At 65.0% G+C, this 22871-nt stretch carries 20 protein-coding genes and 1 tRNA gene; 11 read left to right on the top strand and 10 right to left on the bottom strand.

Annotated features, from left to right (window positions below):
* Positions 1 to 178 precede the first annotated feature (178 nt).
* The 5 genes from CH262_RS09065 to CH262_RS09045 all read left to right on the top strand — a co-directional run bounded on the left by CH262_RS09065 (position 179) and on the right by CH262_RS09045 (position 6139).
* A tRNA-Leu gene (locus tag CH262_RS09065) sits at positions 179 to 264 on the top strand.
* A gap of 142 nt (positions 265 to 406) precedes the next feature.
* Positions 407 to 1870, top strand: a complete 1464-nt coding sequence (locus tag CH262_RS09060) for an SDR family NAD(P)-dependent oxidoreductase (RefSeq protein WP_032370523.1) — start codon at positions 407 to 409, stop codon at positions 1868 to 1870.
* Between the two features lie 134 nt (positions 1871 to 2004).
* Entirely contained in the window at positions 2005 to 3501 is a 1497-nt protein-coding gene (locus CH262_RS09055) for a glutamate-cysteine ligase family protein (RefSeq protein WP_032370522.1), read from the top strand.
* Between the two features lie 38 nt (positions 3502 to 3539).
* Positions 3540 to 4805, top strand: a complete 1266-nt coding sequence (locus CH262_RS09050) for a saccharopine dehydrogenase family protein (protein ID WP_032370521.1) — start codon at positions 3540 to 3542, stop codon at positions 4803 to 4805.
* A 5-nt stretch (positions 4806 to 4810) separates the two neighbouring features.
* Positions 4811 to 6139, top strand: a complete 1329-nt coding sequence (locus CH262_RS09045; protein ID WP_094717473.1) for a CoA transferase — start codon at positions 4811 to 4813, stop codon at positions 6137 to 6139.
* Here the strand turns inward: CH262_RS09045 and proP are convergent.
* A complete protein-coding gene (gene proP, locus CH262_RS09040; protein ID WP_370878783.1) occupies positions 6128 to 7558 on the bottom strand; it encodes a glycine betaine/L-proline transporter ProP in 1431 nt (476 codons plus the stop codon). The genes CH262_RS09045 and proP overlap by 12 nt on opposite strands.
* Positions 7559 to 7864: 306 nt before the next feature.
* Between proP and CH262_RS09035 the strand changes: the two genes are divergently transcribed.
* A complete protein-coding gene (locus CH262_RS09035) occupies positions 7865 to 8335 on the top strand; it encodes an OsmC family protein (RefSeq protein ID WP_032372444.1) in 471 nt (156 codons plus the stop codon).
* Entirely contained in the window at positions 8332 to 9369 is a 1038-nt protein-coding gene (locus CH262_RS09030) for a nucleoside hydrolase (protein ID WP_094717472.1), read from the top strand. The genes CH262_RS09035 and CH262_RS09030 overlap by 4 nt, the downstream gene beginning before the upstream one ends.
* Before the next feature lie 12 nt (positions 9370 to 9381).
* On the opposite strand, the gene meaB is transcribed toward CH262_RS09030, so the two are convergent.
* The 3 genes from meaB to mutA are packed head-to-tail and all read right to left on the bottom strand — an operon-like array spanning position 9382 to position 14530.
* Positions 9382 to 10380, bottom strand: coding sequence for a methylmalonyl Co-A mutase-associated GTPase MeaB (gene meaB / locus CH262_RS09025; RefSeq protein ID WP_032365780.1), 999 nt, complete (start codon positions 10378 to 10380; stop codon positions 9382 to 9384).
* A 2-nt stretch (positions 10381 to 10382) separates the two neighbouring features.
* On the bottom strand, positions 10383 to 12653 hold the full coding sequence (scpA, locus tag CH262_RS09020; RefSeq protein ID WP_094717471.1) for a methylmalonyl-CoA mutase: 2271 nt from the start codon (positions 12651 to 12653) through the stop codon (positions 10383 to 10385).
* Positions 12650 to 14530 carry a methylmalonyl-CoA mutase small subunit gene (gene mutA, locus CH262_RS09015; RefSeq protein ID WP_094717470.1) on the bottom strand — a complete coding sequence of 627 codons (1881 nt, stop codon included), beginning with the start codon at positions 14528 to 14530 and terminating at the stop codon, positions 12650 to 12652. Before mutA ends, scpA begins: the two co-directional genes overlap by 4 nt.
* 198 nt (positions 14531 to 14728) lie before the next feature.
* Between mutA and CH262_RS09010 the strand changes: the two genes are divergently transcribed.
* Genes CH262_RS09010 through CH262_RS09000 form a run of 3 tightly spaced genes read left to right on the top strand, consistent with a single transcriptional unit; the run spans position 14729 to position 16582 of the window.
* Positions 14729 to 15445, top strand: coding sequence for a TVP38/TMEM64 family protein (locus CH262_RS09010; RefSeq protein WP_094717469.1), 717 nt, complete (start codon positions 14729 to 14731; stop codon positions 15443 to 15445).
* Between the two features lie 31 nt (positions 15446 to 15476).
* Entirely contained in the window at positions 15477 to 16076 is a 600-nt protein-coding gene (locus tag CH262_RS09005) for a hypothetical protein (RefSeq protein WP_094717468.1), read from the top strand.
* On the top strand, positions 16073 to 16582 hold the full coding sequence (locus tag CH262_RS09000) for a hypothetical protein (RefSeq protein WP_032387348.1): 510 nt from the start codon (positions 16073 to 16075) through the stop codon (positions 16580 to 16582). Before CH262_RS09005 ends, CH262_RS09000 begins: the two co-directional genes overlap by 4 nt.
* On the opposite strand, the gene CH262_RS08995 is transcribed toward CH262_RS09000, so the two are convergent.
* The 3 genes from CH262_RS08995 to CH262_RS08985 are packed head-to-tail and all read right to left on the bottom strand — an operon-like array spanning position 16583 to position 19067.
* Positions 16583 to 17767, bottom strand: a complete 1185-nt coding sequence (locus tag CH262_RS08995; RefSeq protein WP_027497042.1) for an SPFH domain-containing protein — start codon at positions 17765 to 17767, stop codon at positions 16583 to 16585. It abuts the gene before it with no gap.
* 5 nt (positions 17768 to 17772) lie between these two features.
* Positions 17773 to 18204: an NfeD family protein gene (locus CH262_RS08990; RefSeq protein WP_179274955.1), complete on the bottom strand. Its 432-nt coding sequence runs from the start codon at positions 18202 to 18204 to the stop codon at positions 17773 to 17775.
* 56 nt (positions 18205 to 18260) lie between these two features.
* Positions 18261 to 19067 carry a DUF3097 domain-containing protein gene (locus CH262_RS08985; RefSeq protein WP_032365846.1) on the bottom strand — a complete coding sequence of 269 codons (807 nt, stop codon included), beginning with the start codon at positions 19065 to 19067 and terminating at the stop codon, positions 18261 to 18263.
* 76 nt (positions 19068 to 19143) lie between these two features.
* Between CH262_RS08985 and CH262_RS08980 the strand changes: the two genes are divergently transcribed.
* Positions 19144 to 19977 carry a hypothetical protein gene (locus CH262_RS08980; protein ID WP_176457081.1) on the top strand — a complete coding sequence of 278 codons (834 nt, stop codon included), beginning with the start codon at positions 19144 to 19146 and terminating at the stop codon, positions 19975 to 19977.
* Between the two features lie 83 nt (positions 19978 to 20060).
* On the opposite strand, the gene CH262_RS08975 is transcribed toward CH262_RS08980, so the two are convergent.
* The 3 genes from CH262_RS08975 to fabG1 form a co-directional block, all read right to left on the bottom strand.
* Positions 20061 to 21140 carry a ferrochelatase gene (locus CH262_RS08975; RefSeq protein ID WP_032387346.1) on the bottom strand — a complete coding sequence of 360 codons (1080 nt, stop codon included), beginning with the start codon at positions 21138 to 21140 and terminating at the stop codon, positions 20061 to 20063.
* A gap of 102 nt (positions 21141 to 21242) precedes the next feature.
* Complete coding sequence (inhA, locus tag CH262_RS08970; protein WP_027497037.1) at positions 21243 to 22067, bottom strand: NADH-dependent enoyl-ACP reductase InhA; 825 nt, start codon at positions 22065 to 22067, stop codon at positions 21243 to 21245.
* Between the two features lie 60 nt (positions 22068 to 22127).
* Positions 22128 to 22850, bottom strand: a complete 723-nt coding sequence (gene fabG1 / locus CH262_RS08965; protein WP_032365773.1) for a 3-oxoacyl-ACP reductase FabG1 — start codon at positions 22848 to 22850, stop codon at positions 22128 to 22130.
* Positions 22851 to 22871: the final 21 nt, after the last annotated feature.

Here is a 22871-nt window from a genome sequence, read left to right as displayed (position 1 = left end):
ATCGTTTGCCACATCGTCGTTCCTACCATCACCGAGGGGTCGGGGCACCACCGAAAACCGCTCGACGCATGAACTGACGTGGGGATTTGGGTTATCGGGAACCCGTCGGATAATCTTACGCAGCGCACAGCGACCAGCTGTGAGAGCAACAAGAGAATATGCGGCAACGGTCGCACATGTCCGAGTGGCGGAATGGCAGACGCGCTAGCTTGAGGTGCTAGTGTCCTATTAACGGACGTGGGGGTTCAAGTCCCCCCTCGGACACCGTCTGAATGTTGTTCACAGACAAAGATTTTCAAAGATCTGAGTTGAGACAGACGAAACTGACCCTGATTCTTCGGAATCGGGGTCTTTTTCGTTGTTCTCACGTCGACGGCTCGACCGGGCCGATGCTAGGAGACTGAAGATGGACTCGATCGACCCCACCGATCTCGACACGTGTCTGCGGGTGCTCGCACAAGCCGCCGAGCTGGACAAGAATCATCCGGATTCCATCGCCGTCCAGCGGGCGTCCGGTGCCATGTTCAAAGATCTCAAGCGTGCTCGACGCGTTGCCGCACGGAACGCCGTCAGCGCAGCCGACCGGGCCGTCGTGGCGGCCACGGCGACCGGATCCCCGGATCGTATCGACGACGAGACCGCAGGTCTGTCCCTCACCTCGCGCGCCGAGGGTGAGATCGCGGGCACCTTGATCAGGGCGCGCCCGTGCTATATCTGCAAGCAGCGCTACACCGATGTCGATTCGTTCTACCACCAGCTGTGTCCCGAGTGCGCGGCGCTCAACCGCGGCAAACGCAACGCACGAACCGACCTGTCCGGCCGGCGAGCACTGCTGACCGGAGGTCGGGCGAAGATCGGCATGTACATCGCCCTTCGGCTGCTCCGCGACGGCGCACACACGACGATCACCACGCGTTTTCCCAACGATGCCGTGCGCCGGTTCGCTGCGATGGACGACAGCGATCAGTGGTTGCACCGCCTGCGCGTCGTCGGTATCGATCTACGAGACCCCGCTCAGGTTGTGGCACTTGCCGATTCGGTCGCCGCCGAGGGACCGCTCGACATCCTGATCAACAATGCTGCGCAGACGGTCAAGCGCTCCCCCGGCTCGTACAGCGCGCTGGCCGACGCCGAAGCGGAACCGTTGCCCGCGGCACTGACCGACGGTGCCGGGCCGGAACGGATCACGTTCGGCAAGACCAGCGACGCTCACCCTGCGTCGTTGGCCAGCTCGTTGCCGGCCACGGCGATCGGCGGTCAGCAGGTCTCGGCGACTCTGAGCGCAGACGACGTCGCGTCTCTGGCGATGGTGGCGGGTTCGGTGACAGCGGAGCGCATCGAGAACGGACTGGCGATCGACGCGGGCGGCCTGGTGCCCGACCTCGCCGAGACCAACAGCTGGATTCACACCGTCGAGCAGGTCGATCCGGTCGAGTTGCTCGAGGTGCAGCTGTGCAATTCCGTGGCACCGTTCATTCTCGTCTCGCGCCTGCGCGCGTCGATGGAGGCGTCGGAGGCTCGACGCAAGTACGTGGTCAACGTTTCTGCCATGGAGGGTCAGTTCGGTCGGGCATACAAGGGCCCGGGGCATCCGCACACCAACATGGCCAAGGCGGCATTGAACATGCTGACCCGCACCAGTGCCAAGGAGATGGTGGAGAGCGGCATCCTGATGACCGCCGTCGACACCGGATGGATCACCGACGAGCGCCCGCACCCCACCAAGATGCGGCTGGCCGACGAGGGCTTCCATGCGCCGCTGGACCTGGTCGACGGTGCTGCACGTGTGTACGACCCCATCGTGCAGGGCGAACTCGGAGTCGATCTGTACGGCTCGTTCCTCAAGGATTACCAGCCCTCGCCCTGGTGACGATCGGCCCCGGGGTCGTTCCTCCGGGCGATTCTGCACGTGGATGCCCCGGAGCAACCCCGGGCTGCGATACTCGGAAACGACGCCGTCTCGCGTGAGCGAACGGCACCGAGACACAGCGTTAGGCGGTCACCATGGGCGAGGATGTCGAACGCCGAAAGTTCACCAGACAGGACCGACACCAGTTTCGGCAGAAGGTTCAGGACTGTCTCGACGCGTTGGCCATCATGTTGGCCGACGAGACGTTCCAGGTCGGCGAACCCCAGATCGGCATGGAGATCGAGCTCAACCTCGTAGACGAGGACATGGCACCGTCGATGGCCAATGCCGAGGTACTCGATGCCATCGCCGATCCTGATTATCAGACCGAGCTGGGCCAGTTCAACATCGAGATCAACGTCGATCCTCGACCGCTGCGGGGCTCGTCGATCGCCGAGTTGGAGACGGATCTGCGGCGGTCGCTGAATGCTGCCGACGAGCGGGCCCGTGGCTCGGGTAGTCGACTTGCCATGATCGGCATGCTCCCGACTCTGACGAAGGAACACTTCGAACACCGCTGGCTGTCGGCGAATCCGCGATACGACCTACTGAACCAGCAGATCTTCGCCGCCCGTGGTGAGGACATCGAACTGAAGATCGCGGGAGTGCGTCTGCCCGGGTCTGCGGCGGCAGAGAATCTCGATATCGTGACCGACACGATTCTGCCCGAGGCGGCCTGCACGTCCGTCCAACTGCATCTGCAAGTCGCCCCTGACGAGTTCGCGTCGTATTGGAATGCCGCACAGGCGTTGTCGGGTGTTCAGGTTGCGCTCGCCGCGAACTCGCCGTTCCTCGCCGGGCGTGCACTATGGCACGAGACCCGCATACCGTTGTTCGAGCAGGCCACCGATACGAGGCCGCAGGAACTCAAGAACCAGGGAGTTCGCCCGCGAGTGTGGTTCGGGGAGCGATGGATCACCTCGATCTTCGACCTGTTCGAGGAGAACTCGCGCTACTTCCCCGCCCTGCTCCCGGTGTGCAGCGAGGAGGACCCCAAAGCCGCTCTGGCCCGAGGTGATACGCCGTCGCTGTCGGAACTGCGGATGCACAACGGAACCGTGTACCGGTGGAACCGACCGATCTACGATCGATCCGGCGACGGGCACCACATCCGGCTCGAGAACCGCGTTCTGCCTGCCGGACCGACAGTCGTCGACACCCTCGCCGATGCCGCGTTCTACTACGGCACCGTACGGGCTCTCGCCGATGCCGATCGGCCCCTGTGGTCGCAGATGTCGTTCGATGCCGCCGAGGAGAACGTGCACTCCGCAGCGCGCGGCGGGTTCGATTCGATGCTCTACTGGCCCGAGGTCGGCTGGGTGAGTCCGCAGGAGCTGGTACTGCGCCGATTGCTTCCGATGGCCGAGGCCGGTCTCGCCGCGTACGGCGTCGACTCCGCCGTACGTGACCGCTATCTCGGCATTATCGAAGCGCGGTGCCTGGCCAAGCAGTCGGGTTCGGGGTGGCAGCGAGCCGCCGTCGTCGCGCGCGAACGGGCCGGCGATACTCGGGAGCAGGCTCTCGCGGGGATGTTGGGAGATTACGTGGACAGGATGGACACGGGAGAACCCGTGCACACCTGGACCCACTAGCCGACGCTGCCGGCGGCGTCCGCGTTAGTGTCGTAACCATGACTACGTCCGACTCGGATTTCACCTCAGGCCCCGACCGCACCCACGACATCGTCGTCTACGGCGTCACCGGATTCGTAGGAAAGCTGACGGCGAAGTACCTCGCCGAACACGCGCCTGCCGACACCCGTATCGCGCTGGCAGGCAGGTCCACCGGACGCATCGAGGCAGCGCGAAAGGAACTGGGACCCAACGCCCAGAACTGGCCCGTCATCGAAGCCGACGCCGCCGACACCGCTGCGCTGCGATCCATGGCCGAATCGACCCGAGTCGTCATCACGACGGTCGGCCCGTATGCCAAGTACGGCATGCCACTGGCAACTGCGTGCGCCGAGGCCGGTACCGACTACGTCGACCTCACCGGCGAGGTGCTCTTCGCTCGCGAGAGCATCGACACCAACCACGAGATCGCACAACGTACCGGTGCCAGGATCGTCCACTCGTGCGGGTTCGACTCGGTTCCGTCCGATATCGGTGTCCACGCTCTGTACGAGGCCGTCACGGCCGACAACGCGGGCGAACTCACCGACACCACGCTCGTGGTCACCTCGATGTCGGGCGGGGTCAGTGGCGGTACCGTCGACTCGCTCCGTGGTCAGATCGAGGCCATGAAGAAGGACAAGCGGGCCCGACGCATCGCGGCCCGTCCGTATTCGCTGAGCCCCGATCGAAGCCTCGAGCCCCAGCTCGGCCGCCAACTCGATACCGTGCTCATCGACGGGAAGAAGATTGATCCGAGCCTGCGCGGGTGGAAGGCTCCGTTCGTGATGGCCTCGTACAACACACGAGTCGTGCGGCGTACCAATGCACTTCGAGACTGGGCCTACGGAAAGCAGTTCCGGTACAGCGAGGTGATGAGCGTCGGCTCGTCCGTCGTCAGCCCGGTGCTCGCCGGTGCGTTGTCGGCAGGACTGTTCGTCGGAGTGTCGGCCATGACGGTACTGCCGGGCAAGGTGCTCGATCGCATCCTGCCCAAGCCCGGTAGCGGCCCCAGTGAAAAGGCCCGAGAGAAGGGCCATTTCACGGTCGATCTGTACACCCTGACGACGTCCGGGGCGCGATACCGGGCCCGGGTCAAGGCGTCCGGCGACCCCGGCTACAAGGCGACGGCGGTCATGCTCGCCGAGTCCGCACTCGCGCTGGTTCTCGGTGGAGACGCACTGCCGAAAGCCAGCGGAGTTCTCACTCCCGCGACGGCCATGGGCGACGTTCTGGTGGACCGTCTGAATGCGGCCGGTATGGAGATCTGGGCCAAGCGGAACTGATTGCGGTGCAGGGAACGTCGGGCACGACTGGATATCTCGCATCGACACTTCCGGTCGCGGCGCTCGCCGCCGAGTCGGTCGGTGCCCTCGGCACCGCCGTCGCCCAGTTGCAAAGCGCGCTGGGATCGGTGACGACGGAATCCGAGACGGCGACGCCGACAGCGTCCATGGCGCGTATCGCCGCGTCGTTCATGGGCGACACCGTGTTGCGGATCGACGGCGAGCCGGTGCAGGGTTTCGCCGATCTGTCCGGCTTCTTCCCGGTGACCGACGGTTGGGTGAGAACCCACGCCAACTACCCACACCACCGAGAGGCATTGCTCGGTGTGGTGGGCCTCGGTGGCGCCGGCTCGGCGGAGTCGATCGACGTGTTCGGCGATCGACTCCGTGGAATGTCCGGGTTCGAGCTCGAAGAGCTGTGCGCGGCGTCGGGCGCTCTGGCCGTGCGGGTCCGCACGGAAGAACAATGGTCCGCTCACCCCGCTGGTATTGCCGCGAGCTCCGGTCCGGTCGTTACACGAAGTGCGGCCGATCCGGCTGCCCGAGTGCGCATTCCGTCGTTCCGGCTGCTTTCGTCGCTTCGGCCACACGGTGCCGAATACCCGTTGGCGGGTATCCGGGTGCTCGATCTGACGCGGGTGATTGCCGGTCCTGTCGCTACGCGCGCTCTCGCACTTCTCGGTGCCGACGTGCTCCGTGTCGATTCGCCCCGGCACCCGGAGTTGCCCTGGCAGCATCTGGAGAACGGCCAGGGCAAGCGGTCGGCCCTGCTGGACCTGGACACGGCGGAGGGACTCGATCGGATGCTCGGGCTCCTCGACTCGGCCGACGTGCTCGTCACCGGGTATCGGCCGGGGGCCCTCGATCGTTTCGGCCTCGAACACCGGGCGGACCTCGTCCACGGGCGCATCAGCGCATGGGGCACAGAGGGTCCCTGGTCGCGGCGGCGGGGCTTCGACAGCCTCGTTCAGGCTGCGTGCGGTATCTCTGCTCTGGAAGGCCGGGACGGTCGGCCCGGTCGGCTTCCGGCTCAGGCGCTCGATCATGCGAGCGGTTATCTGCTGGCTGCCGGAATCGTCTCGGAACTGGCGGCGCGCGTAGAAGGGTCGGGCACTGCGGCACCGGTCGACGTAGCGCTCGCAGCAACGGCGGCGTGGCTGACCGGTCTTCCCGGGCGCGACCCCGAACACGGCCCCGCCGCGCTACCGCCACCCGAGTGCGTGGTCACGCACGGCTCGGTGACGGCAGCGCGACCGGTGTTCGACTGCTACTCCGACTACGCGTACCCGGCTCACGTCTGGGGTAGCGACGAGGCCGGTTGGTTACCGCGCTGACCGGTCTGCGGAGCTACTCCCGGTCAGCGCAGAAGCCTCGGTGTACAGATCCTTGGCCTCCTCGGTCGAATCCACCTGGGGCGGAGAACCATCGAGCGGCTGAGTAGCCGACTCGCGGAGGAAACCGACGGCGATCAGACCGATGACGCCGCTGATGATCAGGTAGTAGGCCGGGATCATGGTGCTGCCGGTGGAACTGACCAGGGCCGAGGTGACCAGCGGTGTGGTGCCGCCGAAGATCGACACCGACAGGTTGAATCCGATCGACAGTGCGGCGTAGCGCACGCGCGTCGGGAACAGTGCAGGCAAGGTGGAGGCGCTGGGTGCGGCGAAGCACGCCAACACCACTCCCAGCAGCAGGCACGCAATCAGAGGCCCGATCCATCCGCTGCGCTGAATCAGCAGGAAGCACGGGATGGCCAGGACTATCTGTCCGATGGCACCGAACACGAACACCGGCTTGCGGCCGATTCGGTCGGTCAGCCGACCGACGGCCACGATGATGGACACGACCACGACCATCGCGGACAGCACCAACAGATCGGCGCTGAGCTGGCTGCGACCGACGACCTCGGTGAAGTACGTGGGCAGGTACGAGGTCACCATGTAGTTGGTGACGTTGTACAGCAACACGATTCCCATGCAGATGAGCAGTGCTTTCCAATGGACCGTGAAGATCTTTCCGATCGAGCTGCGTCCGGTCTCCTGCGCCTTGACCTTCGAGTCGTGCTCGTCGAGTTGCTTGCGGAACGCGGGGGTGTCCTCGAGCTTGAGGCGCAGGTACAAACCGATGATGCCCATCGGTCCGGCAATGAAGAACGGTATGCGCCAGCCCCATTCGATCATGGTGGCGTCGCCCAGTACCGCATTGAGAATCGTCACCAATCCGGACCCCATCGCGTATCCGACGAAAGTGCCGAAGTCGAGCCAACTGCCGAGAAAACCACGTCTTTTGTCGGGTGAGTATTCGGCGATGAAGGTCGTGGCACCGCCGTATTCACCACCGGTCGAGAATCCCTGAACCAGGCGGGCGACGAGCAGCAGGATGGGAGCCCAGATTCCGATCGAGTCGTAGCTGGGAATCAGGCCGACGGCCAACGTACCGATCGACATCATGATCATGGTGGCGGCCAGGACCTTCTGGCGTCCGATGCGGTCGCCGAGAGGGCCGAAGAAGAGTCCACCGAGTGGCCGTACTACGAACGCGGCCGCGAACGTGGCGAAGGTCGACAGCAACTGGACTGCGGGTGACGCGTCCGGGTAGAACACCTTGCCCAGTGTCGCGGCCAGATAGCCGTACACACCGAAGTCGAACCATTCCATCGTGTTGCCCAGTGCCGCTGCAGACACGGCCCGCTTGAGCATGGGCTGGTCCACGACTGTGATGCTCTCTTCCGACATCGCCGGCTTGCGACGCATACGTTTGAAGAATGCGTCACGCCGCAGACGCTGTACGTGGCGCTGGCCCCATTTCGGGATCTGGGGTGACGACTCGGGCGATTCTGGACCTTGCGCAACCGTCATTGCAGCAACGTTAGCGAGCGCAATGACCAGCAGACAAACGCCGAAACGGACATCGGCACGCACGAGCGTATATTCCCCCAGGTAGAGGACGGTCGATCGAATCTTGGCCACTACCTTGACAATTGGCGCATTGATCGCAATACGGACAGGTCTCCTCGGCGTGCGTGACGACGGTGGACGGCGGCCTGGCACGATGGACCCATGCCCACCCATGACTACGCCCTGGCCGTGAGCTGGACCGGCAATCTCGGACACGGGACGGCGAATGCAGCCGCATACGACCGCGATCATCTCGTCACGGCACCCGGAAAACCCGATCTCTCGGCCAGTTCCGATCCGAGCTTTCGAGGCAATCCCGAGCGGTGGAATCCAGAGGAGCTACTCGTGGCATCACTGTCGAGCTGCCACATGCTGTGGTACCTCGGGTTGGCCGCCGCGTCGCACGTGACCGTCACCGACTACGTCGACTCCCCCACCGGGGTCATGACCGAGCAATCCGACGGCTCGGGGCAGTTCGTCGAGGTGACCCTGGCTCCGGTAGTGACGGTCGCCGAGTCCTCGATGGTGACCCGTGCGGAGGAACTGCACGCCGAGGCCGCAGCCAAGTGCTTCATCGCCCGATCGGTCAACTTCCCGGTCCGCCACAACCCGACGACTCGGGTGAACGCATGACCGTACCGATGATCGTCGACGTCGACACCGGGATCGACGACTCGCTCGCACTGCTCTACCTGTTGGCCACCGACGAGGCCGAGATCCTCGGCATAGCGTCCACCGCCGGTAACGTGCCGGTGAACCAGGTCGCCGCGAACAACCTGGCCTGGCTCGACCTGTGCCGCGCGGCCGATATCGAAGTGTCGCTCGGTGCGCAGGTGCCGTTGGTGGCACCTTTGATGACCACCGAGGACACTCACGGACCGCAGGGCATCGGATATGCGGAGCTGCCGGTGTCGAGTCGGGACCTGTCCGCACGCGATGCCACCACGATGTGGATCGAGTTGGTTCGCTCGCGACCGGGTGAGATCACCGGTCTCGTCACCGGTCCGCTGACCAATCTCGCGCTGGCGGTCCGCCGAGACCCCGAGTTGCCTCGGCTTTTGAAGCGATTGGTGCTGATGGGTGGTGCTTTTCAGCATCAGGGCAACACGACGCCGACGAGCGAGTGGAACATCGCGGTGGACCCCGAGGCTGCAGCGGAGGTCTTCGCCGCTTTCTCCGGACTACCCGAGGACCGGCGTCCGATCGTGTGCGCACTCGACATCACCGAGACCATCGAGATGACACCCGAGCACATTCGCCTTCTCGGTGAACGCGCCGGAAGCGTTCCGGCCGAGCTGATCTCGTCGACCGATGCGCCGGGGACGCGATCGACGGCCTCGAACCCGATCGTGCGCCATTTCTCGGACGCGGTCCGCTTCTACTTCGAATTCCATCGCGATCACGAGCAGGGCTTTCTGGCCCACATGCACGATCCGTTCGCCGCTGCAGTGGCGGTGCAACCGGATATCGCCACCTACCGGCACGCGACCGTGGACGTGGAACTGGTCGGAACCCTCACTCGCGGAACGACGGTGGCGGATTGGCGCGGAATGTGGGGCAAGCCTCCGAACGCAGCCATCGCCACCCACGCCGATCCTCAGGCGTTCTTCGATCAGCTCGTCGAACGCGTCGGCGAGCTGGCGGCGACTCTGTACCCCGCCCAGTAGGGACAGCAGACGTCAGGAATCGAAGGCGTCGAGTAGTTCCTGAGCGGCCAATGCGGCCGTGAGCGACCCGTCGCGCACGCGAGATTCCACGTCGTCTCGAATTGCCTTCACCGACGGGCTCTGAGCCAACCGGCGCAGTAGCTGATCGTTGACCATCGTCCACGTCCAGTCCACCTGCTGCTTGCGACGCTTCTCGGCGAACTCGCCTGCGTCACGGAGCACCTGCTGGTGGCGGAGCACCGTGTTCCAGAACTCGTCGAGGCCGGTGCCTTCGATGGCGCTCATCGTCAACACCGGGGGTTTCCAGATCGCATCGTGCGGATAGATCAGCCGCAGCGCACCCGCCAACTCTCGCGCCGCGTTCTTCGCGTCGGTCGCGTGCTTGCCGTCGGCCTTGTTGACGGCCACCAGATCTGCGAGTTCGAGAACGCCCTTCTTGATGCCCTGCAACTGATCCCCGGTACGCGCAAGCGTGAGGAACGTGAAGCAGTCGACCATGTTCGCGACGGTCACCTCGGACTGGCCCACGCCCACGGTCTCGACCAGGATCACGTCGAACCCTGCGGCTTCGAGCAAGACGATGGTCTCTCGAGTCGCGCGGGCCACTCCGCCCAACGTTCCCGAGGTCGGCGACGGCCTGATGTATGCGTTCTCCTGCACCGCCAAGCGCGACATGCGGGTCTTGTCACCCAGGATGGAACCACCGGTCCGCGTCGACGACGGATCGACGGCCAGCACCGCGACCCGGTGGCCCTGTTCGATCAACCGCATTCCGAGCGCATCGATGAACGTCGACTTCCCGACCCCCGGAACCCCGGTGATGCCCACCCGGTGCGATCCGCCGGCGTCGGGCAGTACCCGGAGGAGCAACTGCTGCGCCAAGTCGCGATGGTCCGCGCGGGTCGACTCGACCAACGTGATCGCCCGCGCGAGGCCGGATCGTTCGTTCGCTCGGACCGACTCGGCCACCGCATCGATGTCGATGACGCGGCCCTTGTTCGGAGAGTTCATATTCAGGCGTTGGCCTCGCGTGGTGCATGCCCGAGCGCAACGGACAGCTTCTCCACCAGGCCGATCGCCGCGTCGGCGATGACGGTGCCCGGAGGGAAGATCGCCGCGGCACCCGCCGCGTAGAGCTCGTCGAAATCGCCCGGGGGGATGACGCCACCGACGACGATCATGATGTCCTCGCGCCCGACGTCGGCCAAGGCCTGTCGCAAGGCGGGCACCAGCGTCAGATGGCCCGCCGCCAGTGACGACACTCCGACGACATGGACGTCGTTGTCCGCCGCCTGCCGGGCCACCTCCTCGGGCGTCTGGAACAACGGACCGACGTCGACGTCGAAGCCGATGTCGGCGAACGCCGTGGCAATGACCTTCTGGCCTCGGTCGTGTCCGTCCTGCCCCATCTTGCACACCAGAACACGAGGACGACGGCCCTCGTCCTCGGCGAACTGTTCGACCAACGCGGTGGCGCGGGTGATGTTGTCCGATTTACCTGCCTCGTCGCGGTACACACCACTGATTGTCCGTATTTCGGCCTGGTGGCGCCCGTAGACCTTCTCCAGGGCGTCGGAAATCTCACCGACGGTGGCCATCTTGCGGGCGGCATCGATGGCGAGAGCCAGCAGGTTGTTCTCCATGCCCGGCTGGTCCGACGCTGCGGCCCGAGTCAGGTTCGCCAGTGCCGCCTCGACCTCGGCGGTGTCCCGCTCGGCACGAAGACGCTCGAGCTTCTCGATCTGTTCTTTTCGCACCTTCGAGTTCTCGACCTTGAGTACCTCGATGGTGTCGGGCTCGTCGGGCACGTACTTGTTGACGCCCACCAGCGGTTGGCGCCCGGAGTCGATGCGCGCCTGGGTACGAGCCGCCGCCTCCTCGATGCGCAACTTCGGAATGCCTTCGCCGATGGCCTGCGCCATGCCGCCCGCTTCCTCGACCTCCGCAATGTGTGCGCGAGCCCGATTCGCCAGCTGATGGGTGAGCCACTCGACGTAGTGCGACCCGCCCCACGGATCGATCGGCCGAACGGTGTTGGATTCCTGCGCGATGAGTAGCTGAGTGTTGCGGGCGATACGGGCCGAGAAGTCGGTCGGCAACGCCAGTGCCTCGTCGAGCGCGTTGGTGTGCAGGGACTGCGTATGGCCCTGGGTCGCGGCCATGGCTTCGACACAGGTGCGGGCGACGTTGTTGAACACATCCTGTGCGGTCAGCGACCAACCCGACGTCTGCGAATGAGTGCGCAGGGAGCGGGATTTGGCACTCTTGGGCTCGAATTGTTGGACGAGCTCGGCCCACAGCAGCCGCCCGGCGCGGAGCTTGGCAACCTCCATGAAGAAGTTCATTCCGATGGCCCAGAAGAACGACAACCGCGGCGCGAACGTGTCGATGTCCATGCCGGCGTCCAGGCCGGCACGGATGTACTCGACACCGTCCGCGAGGGTGTAGGCGAGTTCGAGATCGGCTGTGGCACCGGCTTCTTGGATGTGGTAGCCGGAGATGGAGATCGAGTTGTACTTCGGCATCTTCTCGCTGGTGTACGCAAAGATATCCGAGATGATGCGCATCGACGGCTTCGGCGGATAGATGTAGGTGTTGCGCACCATGAACTCTTTGAGGATGTCGTTCTGGATGGTGCCGGCGAGTTTCTCCGGCCCGACGCCCTGCTCCTCCGCGGCGGCGACGTACAGCGCCAGAATCGGCAGCACCGCTCCGTTCATCGTCATCGACACCGAGACGCTACCGAGGTCGATGCCGTCGAACAGCTGTCGCATGTCATAGATGGAATCGATTGCCACACCGGCCATCCCGACGTCACCCTGCACTCGCGGGTGATCGGAGTCGTAGCCCCGGTGCGTGGCCAGATCGAACGCCACCGACAGGCCTTTCTGCCCGGCCGCGAGGTTGCGGCGGTAGAAGGCGTTGGACTCGGCCGCGGTGGAGAATCCGGCGTACTGACGAATGGTCCACGGTTGGTTGACGTACATCGTGGGATACGGCCCGCGGAGGAACGGCGGGGCACCCGGATAGCTGTGCAACGGGTAGCCCTCGGCCTCGGCGGCGGCCCGGTCTGCTTCGGTGTACACCGGCTTGACGTCGATGCCCTCGGGAGTGGACCACACCACCTGCTCGGGGGTGTAGAAGTTCGCCTTGGCACCGTTCTTCACGTGTGTGGCCACGTCCTCCGCGGACGGCGACGACGGCGTCGGCTCGTCGGGATCGACCAGCGGTACGTCGGCGAAACTGCCGATGGTGTGCGAGATTCGGTTCTCGTCGGTACTCACTTCGAGGCTCCCAGCGTGTCGAGAAGTTCGGTCAGCACGGCGACGGCGTCGACCTTGGCGGTCAGGAATCCATCGGGACGGGACGGGCCGTCGACGCCGGCGAAGATCTTTTCCGGGCCGGCGAGCAAAACCCGCGAGACCCCTGCTGCACGCAGAGCGTCCACGGCAGTAGCGGCTTCGTCGCCGTAGCGCTTGTCGGTTCCGCACACCACGGCGATCGAGGCTCCCGACGCTTCGACAGCACCGGCGACAGCGTCCACGCCCAGGGGGCCGGGGTTGACAGCTTCGATTCCGCCCGACGCCAACAGATTGGACGCGAAGGTCGTCCGGACGTTGTGCTCGGCGACGGTCCCCAACGGGACCAGTAGCACCTGGGGCCGCGAATCATGGTGGGCCAGATAAGAATCCGATCGATCTCGGAGCGACTCGAATGCCCGGCCGTACCGATACACGGGTGCCGAGCCGGCAGGCTGCGTCTGCTCGGGAGTCAGGGGGGCCTCGGCCAGATTGGGAAACTCGTTGACACCGGTCAGCGGAGTGATGCGATGCGCGATGTCGGAATCGCGCTCTGCACGGGTCTTCTCGATGTCGGCGACCAGCGAACCGTCCGCGGTTGCTGCAGCGAATCCGCCCGAAGCCTCGACGCCCCGGAAGAAGTCCCACGCCGTCGCGGCAACCGCAGCCGTGAGTTCCTCGATGTACCACGAGCCCGAACCCGGATCCAGAACCCGACCCAGATGGGCTTCCTCCAGCAGGAGCAACTGAGTGTTTCTCGCGATACGGGCAGCGAACGTCTTGGACACTCCGGCGGCGCCACCGTTCAGTGCCGCGTCGAACGGCAGCACCGTCACCGAATCCGCACCACCCACTCCGGCCCCGAACGACGCAAGAGTGGTACGCAGCATGTTCACCCACGGATCGCGCTGCGACATCATCGCTTCCGACGTCACCGCATGCTGAGGAGCATCACCGGCGTCGGGCGCACCGCACACCTGCGCAATCCGTGCCCACAGAATGCGAGCAGCGCGAAACTTGGCGATGGTCTGGAACTGGTCGTCGGTTGCTGCGAATCGAAACTCGATCTGGCGCAAAGCATCCGAGACGGCCACACCGTTCTCGGTCATCGAACGGACGTACTCGAGTCCGGCCGCGATCGACGCACCCAGTTCCTGCGCATCCGACGCACCGAGATTGTGGAACACGGTGCCGTCGACGGTGATGGCACGCATCGACTCGGCGCGGTCGATGCACGCGCGAGCCAGTTCGAGTGCCTCGGCCATCGCTATGGATTCCGTGCCTGCCACTGCAGCAGTGAGAGTGTCCACTCCGAGCCTGACGTCGACGGCGGCGCGATCGTCGATCTCTGCCGCATCGAGAACGTCGAACAGTGCCGTCGCTGCCGCGCGAACATCCCTGCGGGCATCGATCGTCAACGGGGCCAGCTCGAGCAGCACACCACGGAGAGCCTCCGACAGATCCGACGGATCCAACCCACGCGACCCCACCGTCAACCAGAGCGCACTGGTGCCGTTGGCGAGCGAATCGAGGATCTGACCGTTCAGCGCGGGCACACCGTCACGAACGTCGGAACCGTGACGCGTGCACACCTTCCAGCCCGCGTTGACGTCCCGATGCGGATCACGCCCCCGCAGGTACGGAAACTGCCCCGGCAACGGACCCTCGGGGCGCTCGTCGAACGCGGTGTACAGCGGAGACACCGTGATTCCGTCGTACGTCGTGGAATCGAGAAGATGTTCGGGATCGGCAGGCAGATCCCGAACATCGACCCGGCGAGACTTCGCCAGGACCCCGGCCACCGCCTGCTGCCAGGCCGCGTGGGCACTGCGTGCGGCATCTTCGTGCGACGCGATGGACACGTGTGCTGCTCCCTCGGTTCGGCGGGCAGTCCTACACCCGACTTGAAGTGATGCTAACCCCACCTACATGCAGGCTATCGTGAGGATCACCTCACGTTCGGTGACCCACGCCGCAGGCTCCGCTCCCGCCCCCTGTGTCACTCCGCAGGCTCCGCTCCCGAACCGTTCTGTCATCTCACGCCGGTACTCTTGCCTCTCGTGACCCGGCACCTGCGCGACCTTCGTCTGATCGCGCTACTGGCGGTGATCGTCGTCCTGGCTGTCGTTGCGGTGTTCGCCCCGCATCCGAGCGTCGAGCAGATGCGCCAGTGGGGCACCTCGGTCGGTCCTGCGTTTCCGCTCGTGTTCTTCGCCGTCCATGCACTGGTGACCATTGCACCCATTCCCAGAACCCTGTTCACATTGAGCGCCGGAGTGCTGTACGGGCCATTCACCGGTCTGGCGGTGACGATCGGTGCCTCTACGGTCAGCGCGGTCCTCGCCCTGCTGTTGGTTCGGGCGATCGGGCGAGAAGCCGTGGCGGCGCGAATGTCGCATTCGGCTCTCGACTCTGTCGACGAGAGCCTGCGCCGACGAGGGTGGCTCGCGGTCGGCTCTCTCCGATTGATCGCCCCGGTGCCTTTCTCTCTGGTGAACTACGCCTGCGGTGTGTCGGCGGTTCGGCTTGTCCCCTTCGCTCTGGCCACTGCCGCCGGCATGCTGCCCGGCACCCTCGGGATCGTGGTTATCGGTGGAGCAATCGGCGGGCAGACCCATCCGGTACTGCTGGTGCTGTCCGGGATCTGCATTGCGATCGGCGTGAGCGGGTTGTTCGTCGACTGGCGGTTGTCGCGGACTCGTGAGGCCGCGTCGGCACCGGAGAACAGGCGTCAGGGTGAGAACCTTGATTCGGGACAATCAAGCCTGGAAGCTTGACTTGATCAAATCAACGCTCTAGCCTTGTCGAATGTTCGTCATGACCGTCGACCAGCGTCGCAGCAGACGCGACATCGATCGCGTGCCCGATCTACTGGACCGCTACCGCGATTTCGATCTGATCCGCCCGTTCGAACGCACCGCAGGCGACGAGGTCCAGGCCGTCTGTGAGGACGCAGCAACCGTCGTCGCGATCGCCCTCGAGCTGGTGGCGACGCCACATTGGAGCGTGGGAATCGGCGTCGGGTCGGTCGAGCTTCCGCTACCCGACACGACGCGCGCCGGCCGGGGCCAGGCATTCGAGGCTGCCCGAGACGCCGTCACCAGAGCGAAGAACGCGCCTGCTGCGCTCGCCGTCACCGGACCCGAGCCGGAAGCGGCCGAGGACGCCGAAACCGCATCGACCTTGGTGGCCTTACTCGTCGCTCGTCGCTCGGACCAGGGCCGAGAAGCGGTTGCGCTCATGGCAGAGGGAATGTCGCAGACCGACGCTGCCGAAAGGCTCGACATCAGCAAACAGGCTATGTCGCAACGACTTTCCGTCGCCGGCTGGCACGTCGAAAATGCCGGCCGCACCCTTGCCGCGAGGTTGTTGAACGCGGCTGACGCGACAGGAAGTCACACATCATGATCGTCGTCGCCCTCGTTCTACTGGCTCTGACGGCAGGTGTCGCCCTCGTCCCGGCCGGTGACCGCATCAGGCTGTGGGTCCCCACTGCGGCTGCCTCGACTCTGCTCACCGCATCCGCTGTGCTTGCCACGCTCGCCGGGCCGGCACACGGCGTCGGTCATGCAGTCGGAGTCGTCCTGAGCGTTGCCGTGGCCGCCGTCGGCGGCACCGCCGTGGTGCCGAGCGTCTTTCGCGTCGCCAGACGACAGAACGACTCGACCGACGACGAGCCGGTCGAGCCGCTGCGTGGAGGGTTGACGATAGGAATTCTCGAACGTGTAGCGGTTGCGGTATCCATTCTCACCGGCTGGCCCGAGGGAATCGCCATCGTACTGGCGGTCAAAGGACTTGCGCGCTACCCCGAACTGCGCGAATCCCACGCCTCCGAACAGTTCATCATCGGCACCTTCGCCAGCGTTCTGTGGGCACTGGCGGCAGCGGGCGTGGGATTCGCGATCAATTCGTGATCAGCGCGCTTCCGGTTCTGCCTCGGGAGATGCCGACAGGGCACCGATATCCATACCCTTGGACAGCTCCGGAGATGCGGCCAACGACGTGTCCACCGGCTTACGGGCCACCGCCTCGGCGGCCTTGACGGCTTCGGCGACAGCCGGATCGGTCTTGGTCTCGAACCACTCCGCAACCTCGTCCGAGTCGTCCTCGGGTTTCGGCTCGTTGCCCGCGGACTCGTTGGGCTCGTATCGGAACACCCCGTCCTCGCCTGGGGCTCCGAGGGTCTTGGCGAATCCCTTGAGAGCGTCGCCGAAATCGCTCGGGATCATCCACACCTTGTTCGCGTCGCCCTGCGCCATCTGAGGCAACGTCTGCATGTACTGGTATGCCAACAGTTCTGGAGTGGGCTTACCGGCCTTGATGGCACCGAAGACCTTCTCGATTGCCTTCGCCTGACCCTGCGCCTCGAGGTACTTCGCGGCGCGATCACCCTGAGCCCGCAGAATTCTGGACTGACGCTCACCCTCGGCAGTGAGGATGGCAGCCTGCTTACCGCCCTCGGCAGCGAGGATTCGACTCTGCTTGTCGCCCTCGGCTGTCTTGATCGCCGATTCACGGTGTCCCTCGGCCGTGAGAATGGTCGCGCGCTTCTCGCGGTCGGCCTTCATCTGCTTCTCCATCGATTCCTGAATCGAGGGTGGCGGGTCGATGCTCTTGAGCTCGACGCGGGCGACTCGAAGACCCCACCGACCGGTGGCCTCGTCCAGCACCACTCGGAGCTGACCGTTGATCGAATCACGGGACGTCAGAGTCTCTTCCAACGTCATTCCGCCGACGACGTTACGCAGCGTGGTGGTGGTCAACTGCTCGACACCGACGATGTAGTTGTTGATCTCGTACACGGCCGACTGCGGATTGGTCACCTGAAAATAGACGACGGTGTCGATCGACACCGTCAGGTTGTCCTTGGTGATGACCGGCTGCGGCGGGAACGAGACGACCCGTTCTCTCAGGTCGACTTTCGCACGGATGCGATCGACGAACGGGACGAGGAACGTGAGCTGACCGGACACGGTACGGGTGTACCGACCGAGTCTTTCGATCACTGCTGCCTCGGCTTGCGGGACGATCGAGATGGACTTGGCCATCAACACGGCGACGAACGCAACGATGACGGCCAGTGCTATGAGTGCTTCCACTGGCTTTACGGTCCCTTCCATACGACGGCGGTGGCACCGTCGATTTCCATCACGGTCACGGTGGTACCGGGGCGGTAGACCTCTGTCTCGTCCAACGGACGCGCGGTCCACACCTCGCCACCGAGTTTGATCTGGCCTTCGTGCGCAGTGACCTGTTCGAGCACGACTGCACTCTTACCGGTGAGAGCCGCAACCCCCATCGGGGTGTCCGGCGGATGTGCGAAGCGCCGCAACAAGATCGGACGCAGACCCAGAACCAACGCCAACGACAACACGCCGAAAACGATTGCGTCTGCCCATACCGGGAAGTCGGTCAACGCTGACACCCCGGCGGTACCGAGCGCACCGCCGGCGATCATCAGTAGGAAGAAGTCACCCGTCAGTGCTTCGGCACCGGCAAGCACAACCGCCGCTATGAGCCACAAGATCGCTGCCACAAGCTCCATCCTGGCACGAATCGGACATCCGCCGATGGATCAGCTGGTCGGAACAGCTACTCGGTGACGAAATCGACCAACTGTTCGACGGCACCGATCAGTGGAGCCTCCAGATCTCGGAAGCTCGACACCGACGAGTACACCCGCCGCCATCCTTCCTGCGGAGTTCCCCAGCCCAGCTCTCGACAGATTCCGGTCTTCCAGTCCTGACCGCGCGGAATCTTCGGCCACGCCGCAATGCCGACCGCCGACGGCTTGACGGCCTCCCACACGTCGATGAACGGATGGCCGGTGACGAGAACGTGTTCGCCCAACGATCTGGTCATCTTCGATTCCTTGGACCCGGTCACCAGGTGGTCGACCAGGACCCCGACGCGACGGCCCGGGCCGGGACCGAAATCGGCCAACCGCTCCCCCAGGTTGTCCAGGCCCTCGAGATGTTCGACGACCACGCCCTCCACTCGAAGGTCGTGTCCCCACACGCTTTCCACCAGGGCCGCGTCGTGCACACCCTCGACCCAGATACGGCTGGCACGAGCCGTCCGGGCCCGCAGACCCTCGACCTTGGTGGATCCGGACGCCGATCTGGTCGGCTTCGCCGCGGTCGCGGGCTTCGGGCGGACCAGCGTCACCCGGCGGCCGTCGATCAGAAATGCGGCCTCGCGCAGGGCGAACAGTCGCGTCGTTCGGGCACCGTCCTCGAGTCGGACGAAATCTCCGTCGTACGTGCGCTCGAAGCCGACCACAGCACCGCAATAACCCGAACCTGCGTCCTCGACCACCATGCCGCGCTCGGCCGGCACCTCTGGTGCCGGAACTTTCCGCATGCGACTGTGCCCTTTGAGAATGTCTCCGCCGTACATGTCGTTCACGGCGACCAACGCTAGCGATACCGGCGTCCCGAGCACGGTTCGCCACGCCGACCTATGCTCGTGAGTCGTGTGTTCTCCGAGTGCAAGTCTTGCCCTGTGGGCCGGTTCCTGGCTGGCCGGTGTCGGTTCGCCGGACGACGTCATCGACGCGATGTCCGAGTGGGCACCGATGCATCTGGTCGGTGCCGGTGACGACGAAGCAGCAACGACGTACGGGCTGCGCTTTCCGGGCTACGCAGAGGGCATCGCCGGGGCGCTCGCCGCGGTCCGAACCGCCGCGAACGCAGGACCCTCACCCGCAGCCGGGGAGGAACGGATACGTCTGGTGCTGCCCGCAGCGGGTGCGGTGGCCGAACTGCCGGCCCGGACAGAATTCTCTCGTGCAGCGATCGGTGCCGAGCAGGCGGTGATGATCGGTACCCCGGGCTCCGCCGGAATCGGGGTGGTACCCGTCGTCGAGGGCCCCGACGTGCTGCGCTGGACCGTGTATTCGATCGACGTTCCCTCTCACGCCCACCGAGATCGAGGTCTCGGTGAGGCCGAGTACGAGATGCGCGAGGCCGTGCGCGGCGCGGCGGATGCACTCGCACAGATGCAATCGCTCCCCACCCGCACTCTCGAGGCCGACCCGCGCACTCGCATCGCCGAGCTGATCGCCGACGCTGCACGGCACCGCTATCCCCCCGAGATGTCCGAACGCGCCTTCCGAGTGCTCGAATCGGCCGATCGGGTCGCGGCCATCCTCACCGTCGCCGCCGGATCGGCTCCCTCGGAGGCACCGACTGCCGCCGCAGCGGCCGCCCGAGAAGAACTCGTCCGGCCGCTGTGGGCCGCCGTGCGCACGGCCCGGACCATCGCCGTGGCGACGAGCATCGGTGCCTCGATGCAGTCGGCCCGATGACCGACAGGACCGACACGTAGCGGTCCTGTCGGGGCTGGGCCGCGAGACGGGCAAGAGGCCACCCGTCAGGCAGGAGCCGCCAGTCAGGCAGGTGCCGCCGCAGGCCGCGACGGACGCGTCGGCTGCTCGCAACATCCGACGGCACATCGATTGCCGTCGAGGGTGGATCCGTAGCCGGGAACGCTGCCGAGTCCTCGGCACGTCCCGCCGACGCGATACTCGTCCACCAGCTCCCTGATCATCTTCGGGAATCGAGCATCGGAGCCGGGCGTACCCGCGCGAGCGAACGCCATCCCGAGTTCACGGGCCTTCTCTTCGGCTTCGGTGTCGAGATCCCACACCACTTCGAGGTGGTCGGACACGAAACCGATCGGGCACACGATCACCGCGTCGACGGACTTCTCGGACAGTGCTTCGAGATGATCGCAGATGTCGGGGTCGAGCCACGGAACCTGCGGTGGTCCGGAACGAGACTGCCACACCAGATCGTATTCGGTGCTGCCGGATGCGGCCGCGACCAGACGCGACGCCTCCGCAACCTGCCGGCTGTACAGGTGGCCACCATCCGCGGGTGGGCCTGCATTGGCGTCGGCTGCCGACGGAATGGAATGCGCGGTGAACACCAGCCGCGCTCCTGCCCGATGCTCCTCTGGCAGCGACCTGCGCGCGGCATCGACGGCCTCGGCGAACGCCTCGACCATCAACGGGTGGTCGTAGTACTGACGGATCTTGAGCAAATGCGGGGCGTCGTCCCCCACGGACGCACGGGCCCTGGCGATGTCCTCGTGGTACTGCCTGCACCCGGAATACCCGCCCCACGCGGAAGTCGGAAAGACGAGCGCGGAGCGGACGCCGTCCGCCTTCATCGTCGCAACGGTGTCCTCGACCATCGGATGCCAATTGCGATTGCCGAAGTAGATCGGCAATTCGATTCCGGCCGAATCGAACTCGGCCTGCAGTGCGGCGATGATGTCGCGATTGAGTTCGTTGATCGGTGACACGCCACCGAAGTGCATGTAGTGCTCGACGACGGCGTCGAGACGCTCGGGCGGCACACCACGTCCGCGAGTGACGTTCTCGAGAAACGGGCGAACGTCGGCGGGCTTTTCCGGTCCGCCGAACGAGAGCACCAACAGTGCGTCGAAATCTCCAGGGGTGGTCATGAATCCATTGTGCCCCCGTCGCAGCAGGGCTGCGGCAGGGGCACAATCGGTCGACGAAACCTACGGTGAGCGAGCCCACGTCGGACTCCACTCACCGACGTGTCACATGTTTTCGGGCAGGTACGTGTTGTGGCTCGCTCCGCCGTCGACGTACACGATCGACCCGGTGGTTCCGGGCAGCCAATCCGACAGCAACGCGACGATCGACTTGGCGACGACGGTCGGATCGTTGACGTCCCATCCAATGGGAGCGGCGCCGTCCCAGTACACGTTCAGCTGGTCCATCTTGGCCGCATCGCCGGTCGCGGTGCCCGCAATCGCCTTGGCGGCAAGAGTCCTGATCGGTCCTGCTGCAACGAGATTGGAGCGGATACGCTTGGCTGCGCCCACTTCCCGTGCCACGTAACGATTCACCGACTCGAGAGCAGCCTTGGCTACGCCCATCCAGTTGTAGTACGGCATCGACGTCCGCGGATCGAAGTCCATTCCGACGATCGAGCCACCCTCGTTCATGACCGGCAGCACGGCACGCGCGAGAGATGCGTAGCTCCACGCCGAGATCTCGAATGCCCTCGCCGCGTCGGGGCCGGGGCCGTCGAGGAACGGCTTGGCATCCGGGCCCATCAGGGTGCGAGGTGCGAATGCGATGGAGTGCAGAACTCCGTCGATCCCCTCCGGCGCTACTTCACGAATTCGGTCCGCCAGCGCGGCGAGGTGCTCCTCGTTGGTGGCGTCGAGCTCGATCGCCGGGGGCACCTCCTTGGGCAGCCGCTGCGCGATGCGGTCGATGAGCCGCAGCCGATCGAACCCGGTGATGATCACCTTGGCACCCTGCTCCTGCGCCATGGCCGCGGCGTGGAACGCGATCGACGCGTCGGTGATGATGCCGGTGATGAGAATGGTCTTGCCTTCGAGCAATCCGCCCATAATGCTGCGTCCTTAATTCGGAGGTGAGTATCTATCGAAATCGTTGTGCGAGAAGGTTTCTCAGTGCCCCATGCCCATGCCGCCGTCGACGGGAATGACAGCACCGGACACGTACGACGAGTCCGGTCCCGCAAGGAAACTCACGACTGCTGCAACGTCCTCGGGCTGACCGAGACGCTGAAGTGGAATGTATTCCTTCGCCTTGCCGCGCAAGTCGTCCGACAACTCTGCGGTCATGTCGGTTTCGATGAATCCCGGTGAGACGACGTTCGCCGTGATGGACCGCGAACCCAACTCCCTCGTGATCGACCGGGCCATGCCGATGACTCCGGCCTTGGACGCCGCGTAATTGATCTGCCCCGGCCCGCCGGCCATCGCGACAACGGAACTGAGGAAGATCATCCGACCCCAGCGCGCGCGCAGCATGGCCCGGTTGGCGCGTTTGGCGACTCGGAAGGCTCCGGTCAGGTTCGCATCGATGACCCGCTGGAACTGCTCCTCGGTCATACGCATCAGCAGGGTGTCGTCGGTGATGCCCGCGTTGGCGACGAGTACCTCGACGGGTCCGTGCTTCTCCTCGACCTCCTTGAAGGCCGCGTCGACCGAATCGGAGTCGGTGACGTCGCAGACGACCCCGAGCAATCCGTCGGGAGCCCCGGATCCGCGGTGGGTGACGGCCACCTTGTGTCCGTCGGCACTGAGCCGTTGGGCGATGGCCAGACCGATACCCCGGTTACCTCCGGTGACGAGTACCGATCGCGCGATGAAGTCAGGTGTGGACATGCCTAGCAACCTATCTGTTCG

The sequence above is a fragment of the Rhodococcus sp. 05-2255-1e genome, assembly GCF_002259025.1.
GTDB lineage: Bacteria > Actinomycetota > Actinomycetes > Mycobacteriales > Mycobacteriaceae > Rhodococcoides > Rhodococcoides fascians.
Note: the sequence above shows the minus strand (reverse complement) of the source record. Positions and strands in the feature narration are given on the sequence as shown.